Annotated in this window: 9 protein-coding genes; 5 read left to right on the top strand and 4 right to left on the bottom strand. The window is 36.2% G+C overall.

The annotated features are described in order from the left end of the window. Window positions 1-100: 100 nt before the first annotated feature. The 3 genes from dnaJ to GVN22_RS00650 all read right to left on the bottom strand — a co-directional run bounded on the left by dnaJ (window position 101) and on the right by GVN22_RS00650 (window position 5,972). A complete protein-coding gene (gene dnaJ, locus GVN22_RS00660) occupies window positions 101-1,255 on the bottom strand; it encodes a molecular chaperone DnaJ (RefSeq protein WP_095162467.1) in 1,155 nt (384 codons plus the stop codon). A gap of 48 nt (window positions 1,256-1,303) precedes the next feature. Further along, window positions 1,304-1,852 (bottom strand): nucleotide exchange factor GrpE, encoded by a 549-nt coding sequence (locus tag GVN22_RS00655; RefSeq protein WP_166549141.1) that lies wholly within the window; start codon window positions 1,850-1,852, stop codon window positions 1,304-1,306. A 145-nt stretch (window positions 1,853-1,997) separates the two neighbouring features. Then, the gene (locus GVN22_RS00650) at window positions 1,998-5,972 is read right to left on the bottom strand and encodes a sialate O-acetylesterase (protein WP_166549140.1); all 3,975 of its coding nucleotides are present in this window, start codon (window positions 5,970-5,972) and stop codon (window positions 1,998-2,000) included. Window positions 5,973-6,231: 259 nt separating this feature from the next. Here GVN22_RS00650 and queG point away from each other — a divergent pair, with 259 nt between their 5' ends. The 3 genes from queG to GVN22_RS00635 are packed head-to-tail and all read left to right on the top strand — an operon-like array spanning window position 6,232 to window position 8,258. Then, window positions 6,232-7,173, top strand: a complete 942-nt coding sequence (gene queG / locus GVN22_RS00645) for a tRNA epoxyqueuosine(34) reductase QueG (protein WP_166549139.1) — start codon at window positions 6,232-6,234, stop codon at window positions 7,171-7,173. Window positions 7,174-7,231: 58 nt separating this feature from the next. Continuing rightward, window positions 7,232-7,687 carry a helix-turn-helix domain-containing protein gene (locus tag GVN22_RS00640; protein ID WP_166549138.1) on the top strand — a complete coding sequence of 152 codons (456 nt, stop codon included), beginning with the start codon at window positions 7,232-7,234 and terminating at the stop codon, window positions 7,685-7,687. Then, the gene (locus GVN22_RS00635; RefSeq protein WP_240915538.1) at window positions 7,659-8,258 is read left to right on the top strand and encodes a putative toxin-antitoxin system toxin component, PIN family; all 600 of its coding nucleotides are present in this window, start codon (window positions 7,659-7,661) and stop codon (window positions 8,256-8,258) included. Before GVN22_RS00640 ends, GVN22_RS00635 begins: the two co-directional genes overlap by 29 nt. Window positions 8,259-8,323: 65 nt before the next feature. Here GVN22_RS00635 and GVN22_RS00630 read toward each other — a convergent pair whose 3' ends face one another. Next, a complete protein-coding gene (locus GVN22_RS00630; protein ID WP_166549137.1) occupies window positions 8,324-9,349 on the bottom strand; it encodes a GntR family transcriptional regulator in 1,026 nt (341 codons plus the stop codon). A gap of 672 nt (window positions 9,350-10,021) precedes the next feature. On the opposite strand from GVN22_RS00630, the gene GVN22_RS00625 reads away from it, so the two are divergent. Then, on the top strand, window positions 10,022-10,876 hold the full coding sequence (locus GVN22_RS00625; RefSeq protein WP_166549136.1) for a substrate-binding domain-containing protein: 855 nt from the start codon (window positions 10,022-10,024) through the stop codon (window positions 10,874-10,876). A gap of 117 nt (window positions 10,877-10,993) precedes the next feature. After that, complete coding sequence (locus tag GVN22_RS00620) at window positions 10,994-15,070, top strand: hybrid sensor histidine kinase/response regulator transcription factor (protein WP_166549135.1); 4,077 nt, start codon at window positions 10,994-10,996, stop codon at window positions 15,068-15,070. Window positions 15,071-15,307 lie beyond the last annotated feature (237 nt).

Below are 15,307 nucleotides of genomic sequence, written 5' to 3'. Positions count from 1 at the left end.
GGTTGTATTATATCGCTTATTGTTTTACGTGGTTAGTAGCAACGAAAAAGGGTTCAACAACAGATTTGTTATTGAACCCTTTTTTTTAAAAACTTATCGATTAATTAAAAAAGTCTTTCATTTTTTCGAAGAAAGATTTTTCACCTTTACTTGGCTTTGGTGCAAAGTTTGGTGAATTTTTTAATTTTTCAAGAATATCTGTTTCCTCTTTACTCAGTGTTTTCGGGGTCCAAATATTCACATGGATAAGTTGATCACCTGTACCATATCCATTGATTTCTTTGATACCTTTTCCTTTTAGACGTAAAATTTTACCCCCTTGAGTACCTGCTTCAACTGATATACGGGCTTTACCTCCGATCGTTGGAACTTCTACAGAAGTACCTAATGCTGCATCAGCAAAGTTGAGATACAATTCATAAATGACATTGTTACCATCGCGGTGTAAAATTTCGTGAGGCTCTTCTTCGATTACAATCAACAAATCACCTGCTACACCACCGCGAGGAGGCACGTTACCTTTGCCACCCATAGACAACTGCATACCTTCGGCTACACCAGCAGGAATTTTGATTGGAATGATTTCTTCTTCAAGTACACGACCTTCACCAAAACAAACCTCGCAACGAGTTTTAATCATCTTGCCTTCGCCATTACAAGTAGGACAAGTAGAGGTAGTTACCATTTGTCCTAACATGGTTTGTTGAACACGGCGAACCTGACCTGAGCCTCCACAAGTTTGACAACCTTGTACTTCTGTACCATTTTTGGCACCATTACCAGTACAAGCTTTACAAGTCACGTGGCGTTTTACCTTGATTTTTTTCTCAACACCATTCGCTACTTCTTCAAGGTTTAATTTTAACTTAATACGAAGGTCAGAACCTTTACGTACTCGGCGACCACCGCCGCCTCCACCGCCAAACATATTGCCAAATGGACTGCCATCACCAAAAATATCTCCAAACTGACTGAAGATATCTTCCATGTTCATACCGCCACCATAAGCGCCACCACCACCTGCGGCACCACCCATACCTGCGTGTCCGAAACGGTCGTATTGCTGACGTTTTTGTTGATTTGATAATACTTCATACGCCTCAGCAGCCTCTTTGAAGCTTTCTTCAGCCTGCTTATCGCCTGGGTTTTTATCTGGGTGATACTTAATCGCAAGCTTACGATACGCTTTTTTGATTTCGTCATCGCTGGCAGTTTTGCTTACGCCAAGTACCTCATAATAATCTCTTTTTGCCATGATTTTATAATAGATAATAATGCCACAGTGGCATTATGTCATGATATGTTAGTTAGCCACTACAACTTTTGCAAATCTAATTACCTTGTCGTTGAGGTAATATCCTTTTTCGATTACATCGAATACTTTACCTTTGTCTTCCTCAGTAGGAGAAGGGAATTGAGTAATAGCTTCATGTAAATCTGGATTAAATACATCGCCTTTTGCGTCCATTGGCTTCAAGCCTTTGCTCGTAAGCGCATGATTTAGCTTATTGAAAATCAAAGTAACACCTTCCGAAATTTCGCCTTCTTGCGCATTAGCAACGGCTCTTTCGATATCGTCAACCACTGGAAGAATATCTCTGATAACTCCTTCCGAAGCAGATTGAATCATATCCAATTTTTCTTTCGCTGTACGCTTACGGAAGTTATCAAAGTCAGAATATAATCTGATATATTTATCTTTCAACTCTGCCAATTCGATGGACAAATTCTCTAATTGACTTGCTTCTTTATTTTCTACTTCTGAAGTATTCTCTTCTGTTCCGACTGTCTGATTGTCAGTATCTTGTTGTAAAACTTGTTCTTCCGCCTGTAATTCCTCTTTATTTTCCATATTCAGTGAACTTTTCGCTTTATTTTTAATTTTCTGAAAAATGTTCAATTTTTTTGCCATTTCATGATTTCTGCCAACTTGGCAGATTTAGAGAATCACAAAGTTACGGCTTTTCTCCCGAATGTCAGTTTTCAGGTGAAAAGTTTTAAGGATTCTGAATGAGTTGGAATTTTATCGTGTGCCAGACATTTCCTGATTGACAATTGATAAAGTAATTGCCAGAGGGTAAATGTGATAAATCCAGCTCTTTTTCAACACTTTGATTTAGTTTAATGTTATAGTTTTCACGCCCTAAATAATCTATCACACGAAGTTCTCCCGAATATGGTTTTTCAAACTTTATCACAAACTTCCCATTGTTTGGATTAGGGTAAAGTAGCGTTTTGCTAAAACTAGGATCATCAAACCCCAAAATAATTAGCGTTCTGGCAGTGGCAAAAGCATAATTTGACTCTGAAAAACTTGAAAATGCTTTTATCCGATAACTATAAGAGGTATTAGCTTCAAGTTTAGTATCAGTAAAAGTTAAGGTATTTCCATCGGTTTTTGTTAAGAGTTGGAAATTGCTATTGCCTGCGTCTTTTTCAATTTGATAAGTATTGGTGCCTCCGATATTTTCCCATGATAAATTAATGCTGAATTCATTTGCCGCTGTTGCTTTCAGCGTTGGAGTATTGAGTAACGCAGGTGTTTTGATTTCGAGCGTTGTGTACGGTGACTCAGTGACCGAGTTCTTACTTTTGATTCGATACTGATATGTTGTATTGGCGGTGAGATTAACATCAGCAAACGAATTTGTTCCAATATTAGGCTGAAGCAAGACTGTGTAGTTTGAAGCATCAGGTGTTTTACGCTCCAGTACAAATCCAGTAACATCGGTATCTGATGTTCCCCAATTTAGCTGGATGGCATTAAAGTAAGTCGCATTCCCAGTTAATATTGGAGCTTTGAGGGGATTGAAAGTAAGCGCTGTAATGGAACTATACGGTGATTCGGAAGTTGCCGAAATTACTTTCGCCTTGATGATATACTGCGTTTTGTCTTCCAAACCTGTAAAAGATATACTAAGTGTGGTACCTGAAACAATGTTCTGTTTTAGTAAGGTATTATTGCCCGCCTTATAGATTTCAATGATATAGCTAGTTGCCGTAGCGATGGCAGACCATGCGATGTCTAACGACGTAGCTGTTGCTTTGCTAACTGACAAAACGGGGCTATTTAGCGCATCAGCTATCGGAAAATCTTTGAAACTAAAGGCTGCTAAACCTAGAGAGTTTTTTAGAAATGGACCATTAAAGGTTGCTCTAGTATCAAAAGTATTGCCACTCGAAGGCATAAAATCTGGAAGATAAGTAAGTGTTTTTGCTGAACTACTAGAATTACTGGTTAGTGTTAAACGGTTTTGGTTTACACTTCCACTACCAATATCAGCCGACGATTTATCGAGATAGAAGTAAAAACGCATTTCATATTTATTACCATTTTGGTCTACATCGTTTGGCCATTGGAGCGTTTGTCCTTCGTCAAAAATGGCCACAACCTCTTTTTTGTTTGTATCAGTATAAAATACTTTCTGCACTTGCGGACTTGTTGAAATACTAGTCTTAGTTGTAGCATACAAGTCATTGTTGATGGTATTCCACAAGGTATTAGCAATTTGCGTGTATCCTTCTAATGAATATTGACCTGTTACACCATCAAAACCATCGTAACCTAAACTTGAAAATACCTTTGTATTGGCATAGTTATTACCAATAGTTCTTTGAAAATCACGCATTTTTCCAGCATCTTGAACGCCATTATAATAGATATTGCTCTGGAATGTATAAAGAGGAATAGTACTTGGAAAATCGCTTCTCAAGCGTTTATAAAGTTTATCAAGTTCACTCGGATATGAAGTGCTGGCGCCACTTCGAGAATCAACATCTCCACCCCACCAAAAGGCAGCTTTGATTTGGTTTCCTATTCCAGCTTTTTTAACTCGATACAATAATCGTCCATAAACGGTATTAATGTCATCGCCAGATGAATTGGTAATGTTTTGCTGTGAAAGAGGTGTCGATATTGCAGACTCATTGATAATGGTACTAGGAATACCATATTGCTCAGCCAATTTTCTTTGAAGTTCCATAGCCCAAACACCAACATCCGAACGAACATCACCGCTAATTTTCCATGTCGTATCAGTCAATGCATAATTTGAATTTGCTTTTGTACCAAATGTGCGACAGTAAGGACTGTAAAAGTTATAGGTTACAGTATTATTTTCGGTATGCCATGCTTTGGCATTTGTTTGTCCCATAACCGTAAAGAAATCACCAGATGCCAAATCGGTTCTTGTCGCCAGAAGGACAGAGTCTGTTCCTGTTACAGCATAAATACTGAAAGCATAAGAAGCTAATTCTGCTTTGATATTTGTTTTTAAACTAAAATCAGTTTTGCTATTATTGTAGTTTAATGCCACTTTGCTGTAGCTATAATTGACACTATTTCTTTTGGTTAAAATAGAGACATAATCATATTTTATTGGAGCTTCTTGTAAGGTAGCCTTAACTTCTATCTCCGAAGTATTACTACTATTCCGAGGGAACATTTGTAAGTTTTGAGGAATTTTACTGAAAGAAATCACTGGGTCAGTATTTTCTGGAATTAAGTTTTTGGGGTCATACTCCCCAATAGGATATTGATAAAAAGTAAGCGCTCGCATACCCAATTGGTTCGTGACGTATGGACCTATATATGGGAACATGGGGTCACCTCTATTAACGATAGGAGGTAAATAGTCGATAGTTGTTGAAGAGTTAGAATTATTTAAGTCTAACAATAAAGTATTTTTGTAAATAGTTCCTGACTTAACATATCCATTGGTACCATTGAGATAGAAAAAATCTTTGATATTCAAACCATTAAAGTTATCTGGCCATTTGAGTTGCTGACCTTTCTGAAAAATTAAGGCAATTTGATTTTTTTGAGGTGTGGTATAATAAGCCTTTTGAATATTTGGTGCAGAGAAATTACCATCGTCTGTAGCTCCTAAAAAATCTCTTTTATAGAGTCTAAACAATTCTGCTCCATTTTGCTGATAGCCCTCAGGGGAGTAGTGTAGTCCATCAAAACCTACTGTACCAATAGAAGGGACGACATCAATAAGAGAAGGGTTTGTGATGCCAAACTCCCTTTGTTCTTCACGGACAAAAGGTGCATATCCTACAGCATTTTCGATAATATCTATTTGAAAAAGATAGAGCTTTTTTATTGATGGCAAATCTTGAGCAAGATTAGATAAAATGATATTGAAGAATTTTTTAAAATTACTTCCTTCACCGTAGGCTTCACTTTCTCCTTGTCTATAAATAAATGCTTTCACAGCATTTTGTAAGCCAGCTTTTTGAATACGATATAATAACCTTCCATAGGTATTGGTCAAGTCTGTAGGGTTATCTACAGTACGAAGAGCATGTTGCTGTGCACCACTCCAGTGGGTTCCTCCATTAATAAGACAAGTAGGTATTCCATAATTGTCTAATATGAGCTTTTGTAATTCAAATCCCATTGTTCCGACTCCAAATGTGTAAGATTCCTTATTTGAAATGGTCCACAATGTATCTGCGGCATTATAATAAGCTGTATTAAATATGTCTGTAATTTTACCAAAAGTTCTGCAAAAAGGGTTTGTCCGGGAATCGTTAAAAAAGCCTGTCGAATTTGATTGTCCGGTAAGAACAATTACATCGCCTGCAACAACATTTTTTGCTTGGGTAATTAGAGTAGAGTCTCCTGATTTTAATACTTGGTAAATGTAGAAATCATAATTGGATTTTTCGGCTTTGATAAAAATATTCGGGAAGGCAAAATTCCCTTGCAGGGAAGAAGATAAGTTGATATTTGCTTTTTGGTAAAGATATTTTGCATTATCTCGATTTACTACAACAGAGTAATAATTGGTATTTTGATTAGTTGTTGAGCCTTTTATGGTGATTAGCCCTTGGTTATTGTTGTCTCTTGGATATAACTGATAATCTCTTGGCAATGCCGAAAAGTTGGTAGTTCCAATAACCTGTCCTATAGAACTTAATGAATATAGTAGTACTATAGATAGGAGTAATAAACTTCGTTTCATACAATTCATGATTTTATACACTAGATAAATATTATTGATAAAGACATCTTTTGTTCGAGAAAAGATGTTTCTAGAACAAAAAAAAGAAATTCTGACACTAGCTTCTACGCTAGAATGGAGCAGTAAGAGACATGAAATAATTATTCAGATAGTATTAGAGATAACTGTAATTTTGTCAAAATTACAGATTGTAGCCTGATTTTTCAAGTTTCATAATTCCAAACTACCTTTGTGATAGAACAAACAGGCTTTTGACATTATGAATCAACTTCAACAACATCATACTCAACTCATCAAAGAGCAAGCAAAATTGCTTGGATTTGATTTTTGTGGAGTCTCAAAAGCTACTTTTTTGGAAGAAGAAGCACCCCGATTAGAAAAGTGGCTAAACAATAATTATCATGGTGCGATGACCTACATGGAAAACCACTTCGATAAACGTCTTGACCCGCGTTTGTTGGTCGATGATGCTAAGTCAGTGGTGTCGTTGCTTTATAATTATTACCCAGATGAAAAACTTTCTGAAAAGGAGGAAGACTATAAAATTTCCAAGTATGCTTACGGAATGGACTATCACTTTGTGATAAAAGACAAACTAAAGCAGTTGCTTGACTTTATTCACGAGAGCATAGGTGAGGTAGGAGGGCGTGCTTTTGTTGATTCGGCTCCTGTGATGGATAAAGCATGGGCCAAAAAATCGGGTTTAGGTTGGGTTGGTAAAAATGCCAATCTGATCAACAAAGGTCACGGTAGCTTTTTCTTTATTGCAGAACTCATTATCGATTTGGAATTAGAGCCTGATGGTCCTGTCAAAGATTTTTGTGGTACTTGCAAACGCTGTATCGAAGCTTGTCCGACCGAGGCAATCGTAGAACCTTATGTGGTTAATGGTTCAAAATGCATTAGCTATTTTACGATTGAACTCAAAGACGCAATTCCCATCGAAATGAAAGGCAAATTTGATAATTGGATGTTTGGTTGTGATGTTTGCCAAGATGTTTGTCCTTGGAATCGTTTTTCAAAACCACATAAAGAGCCCCTTTTTAACCTACATCCCGATTTGAAAGATTTTACCAATAAAGATTGGGAAGAAATAACCACAGAGGTTTTTAACCAAGTGTTTAAAAAATCACCAGTTAAGAGAACTAAACTAGAGGGACTGAAAAGAAATATTGATTTTATTGGATGGAATGAGAAGTAGGAAAATTAATTTCGTTTATTTCGAATATTTTGTTTATTTTGTTTAAAATTATACAATTATGTTAGTATTAGACGAAATAAAGATACCTACAAAGCTAGAACAATTAGTAGCCATCAAATCCTATTTGTCTTTAGCATCTGTTGTTGAGACTATCAGGTCAGAGCAAACAGAAATAGAAATAGAAGAAACAAAATCCAAAATTTCAATTCCAGTCAGTGCTTTAAAAATGCTTGGAGATATACTCAAAGCTATGGGAGAAGGAAAATCTATTTCTATTATTCCTGTATCTCATGAAGTGACAACTCAAAGAGCAGCGGAAATACTGGGATGCTCTAGGCCACATTTTGTGAAAATATTAGAAGAAGGAAAAATACCTTTTACTAAAGTTGGAAAACATCGTAGAATCTTACTTGAAGATGTTTTACAGTTTAAAGCGTCCATGAAAGAGGAACAGAAAAAACACCTAATTGAAATGATGAACTTAGATGAAGAAATTGGACTTTATGATTCATAATATAAGAACTAAAGCAGTTTTGGATACAAATGTTATCTACCCTATCATAATAAGAGATATATTATTTTGGTTTGCACACTATGATTTATTTACTCCCAAATGGACAAAGCATATATTTGAAGAGTGGTCAAATGTTATGTTGAGAAAAGGTCTAACTGTAGAACAAGCACAAAATAGAATAGCACGAGCTCATCTCGCATTTCCAGATGCCTTGGTCGAGCATTATGAGGTGTTGATAGAAACATTGTCGCTCCCCGATCCGAATGATTGTCATGTATTGGCAGCGGCTATTAAGGCAAAAGCCCAAGTAATTGTTACGAATAATAAAAAAGACTTCCCTAGTGACTATCTTGAGCAATTTGGGATAAAGGTTTTATCTGCGGATGAGTTTCTAGAAAATATCATCGAACTTAATCCTGACGTTTGCTTAGTCGCTTTCTTAGAAATGCTCAAGTATAAAAAAAATCCACCACTACAAGCTAAAGATATTTTACATCAATTAGAAAAAGTTTATTTGCCAAATACAGTTAAGAGGCTAGAGATGTTACTCGAAACACATTCTTCAGAATAAAATAAGGCACAAAAAAAAGCAACAATCCAAGGGAAAGTTGCTTTATTATTTTCTAATATACCTTATTATAATGAATTTCTTAAAATGATTTGCATTGGCATCTGCGTACTGGTTTTTTTGCCCTCTACCACAACAGATGCTGCAATTTTGCCAACTTCTTCCAGTGGACTTGAAATTACTGTGATACCACCTGCAAGGATTTCTTTGTAACAAGAATCATTGAGTGAAATCAAGCCAACTTCTTTTCCTAAAGTAAATCCTTGTGTTGTACTCGACTTGATGGCATATACCAAATCGGTATCATCCATCGTCAAATACGCATTTCCTTCTTCTACTTCTTCTCCTTCTAAGCCATCCAACACTTGGAAGTCGAAACCATTATTTTCGCAGAAATTACGGAAACCTGTAATCAACTCAGCATCGAAATATTCTTCTTCTGTTAGTACTAAGTTGAGTGTTTTATATTTCTTAAATACCTCTAATTGGCTTTGCATAACATTACAAATCTCCTCGCCTGAATTATTTACGATTGAAGAGTTAGTACCGTTAAGATTTTGGAGAGATTTGTCCAACAAAATCAAGCGTTCGCCAGAGATTTTCTTGAGGCATTTGATATTTTCTTCGTTTTCCTCGATAAGGTGAGGCATAATCACGTAGTAGTGATAATTACCTAAATGGTTGTTGATAATCTCACGGAAATTATCACTCTTGTAGTTATAAGTAAAAATATCTACAATCACTTCTTTACCTGCTGCATTTACAAAAGCATTGAAGATAGCTTTGTTGCTTTCGGTAATCTTACCAACCAAGAAAAAAACTTTAGTTTTCTTTTGTGCAGATTTTCCAGAAATAAAATAACCTTTTCTGAAGATAGAGGTAATTACCCCCAAACGATGCAACTCGGCATAAGCACGTTCTACAGTGTCTCTTGAAAGATAGCATTCTTCGCTAGCTTCGTTGATAGAAGGGAGACGCTCTCCAACTTTCAGGACTCCCGATTCAATATCGGTCAAAAGCGAGTTTACCAATTGTTGGTACTTCGGGGTTTTTGAGTCGTGCTTAATTTGGGCAAATTCTACAAAAGTCTTCATTACGTTAATTTTTGGAAATACTATAGTTTTTATAAGGTATTGGGGTACTTGACGAAAAAGGGTTTTCAAAAAACTGGTATATCACTTTATAGTACTTGCTAAAGTTATTATAGGTTTTAAATGCCTTCGAGTTGTATTGAGGTAAGACTAAAAGGGCTTGATTTAATTTTTTACTGAATTGGATAAGTACCGAAAAATTATGATAAAATCCAGTTTTTTGATAAGTCAAAGATAGACCATTAAAGTTCGATTCTGTTAGGACACATTTGGCAAATACTAGTACATATCTTGCAAAAAGTTCTTTTTTTGAATCTGGTAGGACATATATTGCAGATTGTGTAAAAAATGTCAGAAGAAAATATGGTTTGAGACAAGTGAAGTATAGAAATTTTAAATTTGTATTTTTCTGTGAATACCCCAGAAAACAAAAAAGTCCTATACCAGAGGTAAAGGACTTTAATTAACAAAAACTTTAAAACTTCATTGAATTGTTGAAGTAAGTTTTTGAACCAAAACTTTCCATCAAAGGTAGACTTTCGGTCATCCAAGCCCTGTCCTGAAATACCCTGCTGTGGGTGGCTGTCATGCTTCAGATATTCTTTACGGCACAGTGCAGGACATTACCTATATTATATACAATGTATTTTTGGATAAGTAGAAAATAATAAAAATTTGAAAATAGATAGCATTCCATTGTACCCACATATACACGTGACAAAACCTCAAACTATTATCGACAATCAGACTGGTGTTGCTTCCATGAAGGTATTGCTAGTCTTTAACAAACTGAGTGATTTCAAAGATAAAATCTACCAAAGTTTTCTCGAAAAATTGGGAGAAAAAGCTCATGTCGATGTATATGTTCATCAGGTTACGCCACTGTCAACCCAGCACTTTGATCAAGTGATTCGTGAAAGAATTACCGAATATGATCATGTGGCGGTGTTGTTGCATTCGTCCTATCTTCATGAAGATGTTCTGAAAACACTTAATAGTATTCCTAAGGAAAAACTACTAATTTTGGATAAAAGAAATGAATTTATCCGAGGCGAATATGCTTGTGTGTATCACGACTTCGAGGAGGGAATTCAGCGGATATTTACAGAAATGAATGCTTCATTAAGTAAATACCAAACCATTAATTTGGTTGTAAACGAATCCAATACTATTGCGAAGTCACTAGAAGAAGGAATTCAGAAGTTTGCCAAACAATATTCTTTTGACTTTCATGTAATAAATGAGATAAAAGAAGAGGTTGTTAAACCAAATCAAGTATTTTTGGTCCTTTCAGAACAAGGACTTGCAGATATTTTGAAACTATGTACCAAGCTCCAATTATCATTAGGGAAAAATATTGGTATCATTTCATACAATGAAACACCTCTGAAAGAAGTTTTATTTGGAGGAATATCTGTTGTAACCATCAATTACGAAGAACTTGGTCGACAAGCAGCCGATTTAATTTTACAACGTAAAAAAGAACATATCAAAACACCTATTCGCTTTATTCAACGAAATTCACTTTAATACATTCGTATCTTATCGAGCGAACGATAGCAATGAACTAAGAGATTTAGTCAAAAGGCAAAAAAGCTTCGAAAATTGCGCTTTTCCCTTTAAATTGCATCAAGGAGGTTTAAATTAATGAGAGTCAGAAGTTTACTGATTATATTGATAATACTACAATACGTACACACAACCACAGGGCAACTGAGGTTTAACCGTATTGGTACTCAGCATGGTCTTTCTCAAAGTACTGCTTTCAATATTTTTCAAGACAGTAAAGGCTTTTTGTGGTTTGCTACTTCCGATGGTCTCAATAAGTACGACGGCTACAGCTTCACCGTGTATCGTCACGATTTCGACGACCCCAATTCTATTTCCAGCAGCAATATTTCTTGTATCACCGAAGACCCCGATGGTAATTTATGGATTGGGACAATCAATGGTGGAGTTAATAAATTAGATGTAGCTTCAGGAAAATTTATTCGCTTCAAACAAGCCAAATATCAATCCAACATTAGCGATAGAAGTATTTCAGGCATTGTGGCTACCAAAGACCGCAAAATTTGGGCTGCTACGTATGGCTATGGTTTGTTGTGTTTCAATCTCGAAGATAACTCGATTGCTTGGCGTTTGACAGAGTCTCGTCAACTCAATGCCAATGATATTACTCGTTTTTATAAAGATAAAAGAGGAAACCTTTGGCTAGGAGGACACTATGGTGTAATGACCATGCTCGACACCCAGCGTAAAGCACATACTTTCAGGTTAGAAAACGAACTGCCACCACAAAAAAATCAAATCAATTGTTTGTTTGAAGATCTCAATGGCGATTTGTTGGTCGGGACTCGTGGTAATGGTCTTTATAAATTTGACATTCGTACCAAACAATTCACTCGCTTATTGTATAATCCTTATGTAACAGACAAAGAAAATATCATTACCTCAATGGTACGTGATAAGGAAGGTACATTATGGATAGGAACTGACAATGGGGCGATTTTGGTAAAAAGCTCTGACTTTGCCAATATCTCTCGTGTTCAAGCAAATCTCGATTCAGATACAGGATTGAGTTCGTTTTCGATCATGTCATTATGTGTCGATAGAGACAATAATATTTGGATTGGAACTTGGGAAGGTGGTGTCAATGTGCATTATAGTCGTCATTCAAAGTTTGCTTTATATCGTCATAAATCTAATTCCCCTCAAAGCTTACTAAGTAATCGCGTAACTTCTATAAGTTGCGAAACTAACGATCGCATTTGGATAGGTAGCAATAGTGGTTTGACTTTACTTGACCGAGCTAATAACCAATTTACTCATTATATCAACGACCAAGAATCTGCCAAAATTCAGAATAACAATGATATTGTATTTCTTCAACATGACCGAGATGGCGATATGTTTGTAGGCGTTTGGGGTGTTGGTTTGAGGTTATTGAAGAAAGGAAGTGGAGGTTTTGAAAATTTCACTTATTTAAGAGGTAAATACGGAATGAATATGACCGCCATTGCGCTGTCAAGATACCCCAATAAAGTGTGGTTGGGTACTCAAGGTTCTGGCGTTTTGCTTTTTGACAAACAAGCTAAAACGTTTACGCCTATTCCCGAACTAAATAAAGTAGGTCGCCTATTAGGAGTAAATGTCAACTCCTTGATGGAAGATTTTCTAGGAAATTTGTGGGTTGGTTCAAATAACAATGGCATTTTTGCCTACAATCCTCGTACACGTCGCGTGACTCATTACCAGCAAACTGACGCCGAAGGAAGTTTGAGAGGAAGTGCCGTATTTCGTATTTTTCAAGATTCTAGAAAAAGAATTTGGGTAGGGACCAATGGTGGAGGACTAAACTTGTTTTATCCCAATACCAGAACTTTCAAAAACCTAACAGTCAAAGACGGTTTGCCCAATAATGCCGTAAAAGGTATTATGGAAGATGGTCACCAGAACCTATGGCTTGCTACCAATGAAGGTTTGGCTGTTTTTGATACTAAAAAATGGAAGTTCAAAAACTTTGCTGAGTCGGACGGCTTACAAGGAAAAGAATTTTTGATTAATGCCTATGCCAAAAACCAAAAAGGCGATATGTTTTTTGGTGGAACAGGTGGTCTCAATGTTTTTAACCCTGATAGCTTAAAAGGAAGCAACGAGGTACCACATATTTATCTGACAGGCGTAAAGTTGTTTAATAAGCCTGTTTCTATTGGAGAAGATTCTCCTCTCGAGCAAGATATTTCGGTAACAGAGGAAATTGTTTTTAAATCAAGTCAGAATGTCTTTGCTATCGATTATGTAGCCTTGGATTTCCAACAGCTCAAAAATAATCAATATGCCTACATCATGGAGGGCTTCGACAAAGACTGGAACTACGTTGGAAAGCAGCGAACAGCCAGTTATACCAACCTTAACCCTGGCACTTATACCTTCAAAGTAAAAGCTACTAATAACGACGGTGTTTGGAATGAAAAACCAGCAGAGATACAAGTGGTGGTATTACCGCCATGGTATCGTACTTGGTGGGCATTTTTCCTGTATGCCATGATGTTGGTGGCAGGCTTGGTATTTCTTCGGAGAATGATTGAAATGCGTGAGCGTTTCAAATCTGATTTGAGATTGAAGGAAAAAGAGAAAGAGCAAATTAGAGAATTAGACAAACTCAAAACCAATTTCTTTACCAATATCTCGCATGAGTTCCGCACACCTCTAACGTTGATTATTTCACCGTTGGAACGATTCTTTGCTGAAAATCCTGATTTGCCCGAAAAACAAAAATCTCAGTTTAAACTGATTCATCGCAATGCAAAACAATTGCTCAAGTTGATTAACCAACTGTTGGATTTGTCCAAATTGGAAGCAGGAAAGTTTACGCCTGAAATTTCTCAGAGTGATATCGTAGAGTTTTTAGAAAAACTTACTTTTTCTTTCAAAAACTTGGCAGAACAAAAACAAATCGATTTGACATTTGTGACAGAGCCAAAACAGTTGATGGCTTTTTACGATGCAGATATTTTGGAGAAAGTCGTAACCAATCTCTTATCAAATGCCTTTAAATATACTCCAGAAAAAGGTAAAATCGAAGTGAATCTTGAGCCTATTTATCAGCTAGATGGACAGTTAGATAAGGTACAAATTTTGGTGAAAGATACTGGTTCAGGGATTTCATCACAGCATATATCCAATATTTTTAATCGTTTTTATCAAATTCAAGAGTCTACTCAACCACAAATCGTTGGTACTGGGGTTGGCTTGGCACTTTGTAAAGAACTGATTTTGTTACACCGAGGCGATATCTCGGTAGCAAGTATTCCGAAGGAGGGAAGTACTTTCAAAGTTATATTACCAGTGTCTGCCAATTCCTTCGAAAGAAGTTGGATTAAAGAAACAGTCAAAGAAATAGGTATCGAGACGCCAACTATATTGAAAAAGGTAGTTCCTAAAAATGATAAGCCAAACACGAATACAGATAAACCAATTGTCTTAATTGCCGAAGATAATGAAGAGCTTCGTGAGTATATTAAAGAAGTATTAAGTGAAAATTTTGAGGTATTAGAAGCAGATAATGGCAAATTAGCTTGGGAGAAAGCGCTCAATTTTATCCCAGATTTGATCATTTCAGACTGGATGATGCCAGAGTTGACAGGAGTTGAGTTTTGTGGTTTGGTAAAAGAAAATGTTAAAACTAGCCATATTCCTGTGATTATTCTTACTTCGAAAAGTAATAACGAAAGTAAAATTGTTGGTTGGGAAGTTGGTGCCGATGATTATATCACAAAGCCATTTAATGCAAATTTATTGGAAGTTCGTGTGAAGAATCTTTTGGAAATTCGTCGTAAACTCCGTGAGCGTTTTACACAAGAAGTAGAAATTCAACCAAAAGAAATTACGCTGAACACAGCCGATGAGCATTTTCTTGAGCGAGCCATTCGTACAGTTGAAGAAAATATCGATAATCCAGCTTTTGATATTCAACAATTAGAAACTGAGCTGAAGATGAGTAACATGCAGTTGTATCGAAAACTCAAGAGCTTGACCAATCTTTCTGGTAATGAATTTATTAGAAATATTCGTCTGAAGCGTGCAGTACAGTTGCTAGAAACAGAAAGTTATACCGTTTCAGAAATTGCGTACAAAGTGGGCTTTAATGATCCATCGTATTTTACCAGAATATTCAAAAAGGAATACGGCAAATCGCCTTCTGAAATGAGAGATAAGGTTTAGTTATTGAGTGAGTTGTGATTGAGTGAATGAGTGATTACTTTCAAGATGAATTTTAAGTGTATAGAGACTATATTTTGAGTCTAAAAATGAGTCGCCTCAAATTTTATTTTCCAACTGTGTACCCAAAAAAAGGCGGTCGAAAAACTAATTTCGACCGCCTTTTTTGATACTATATTTCAGAATGACATATCTTTAGACGCAATCATTGAGTCTCTACTATTCAAGGAATAATCACTC

Source organism: Cellulophaga sp. BC115SP, from assembly GCF_009905545.1.
Lineage (GTDB): Bacteria > Bacteroidota > Bacteroidia > Cytophagales > Spirosomataceae > Flectobacillus > Flectobacillus rivi.
Note: the sequence above shows the minus strand (reverse complement) of the source record. Positions and strands in the feature narration are given on the sequence as shown.

Excerpts from the sequence above, each read along its gene's own strand:
- GVN22_RS00630 (WP_166549137.1), bottom strand. The coding sequence starts at position 9,349 with ATGAAGACTTTTGTAGAATTTGCCCAAATTAAGCACGACTCAAAAACC.
- GVN22_RS00640 (WP_166549138.1), top strand. The coding sequence starts at position 7,232 with ATGTTAGTATTAGACGAAATAAAGATACCTACAAAGCTAGAACAATTA.
- dnaJ (WP_095162467.1), bottom strand. The coding sequence starts at position 1,255 with ATGGCAAAAAGAGATTATTATGAGGTACTTGGCGTAAGCAAAACTGCC.
- GVN22_RS00635 (WP_240915538.1), top strand. The coding sequence starts at position 7,659 with ATGAAGAAATTGGACTTTATGATTCATAATATAAGAACTAAAGCAGTT.
- queG (WP_166549139.1), top strand. The coding sequence starts at position 6,232 with ATGAATCAACTTCAACAACATCATACTCAACTCATCAAAGAGCAAGCA.
- GVN22_RS00620 (WP_166549135.1), top strand. The coding sequence starts at position 10,994 with ATGAGAGTCAGAAGTTTACTGATTATATTGATAATACTACAATACGTA.
- GVN22_RS00655 (WP_166549141.1), bottom strand. The coding sequence starts at position 1,852 with ATGGAAAATAAAGAGGAATTACAGGCGGAAGAACAAGTTTTACAACAA.
- GVN22_RS00650 (WP_166549140.1), bottom strand. The coding sequence starts at position 5,972 with ATGAAACGAAGTTTATTACTCCTATCTATAGTACTACTATATTCATTA.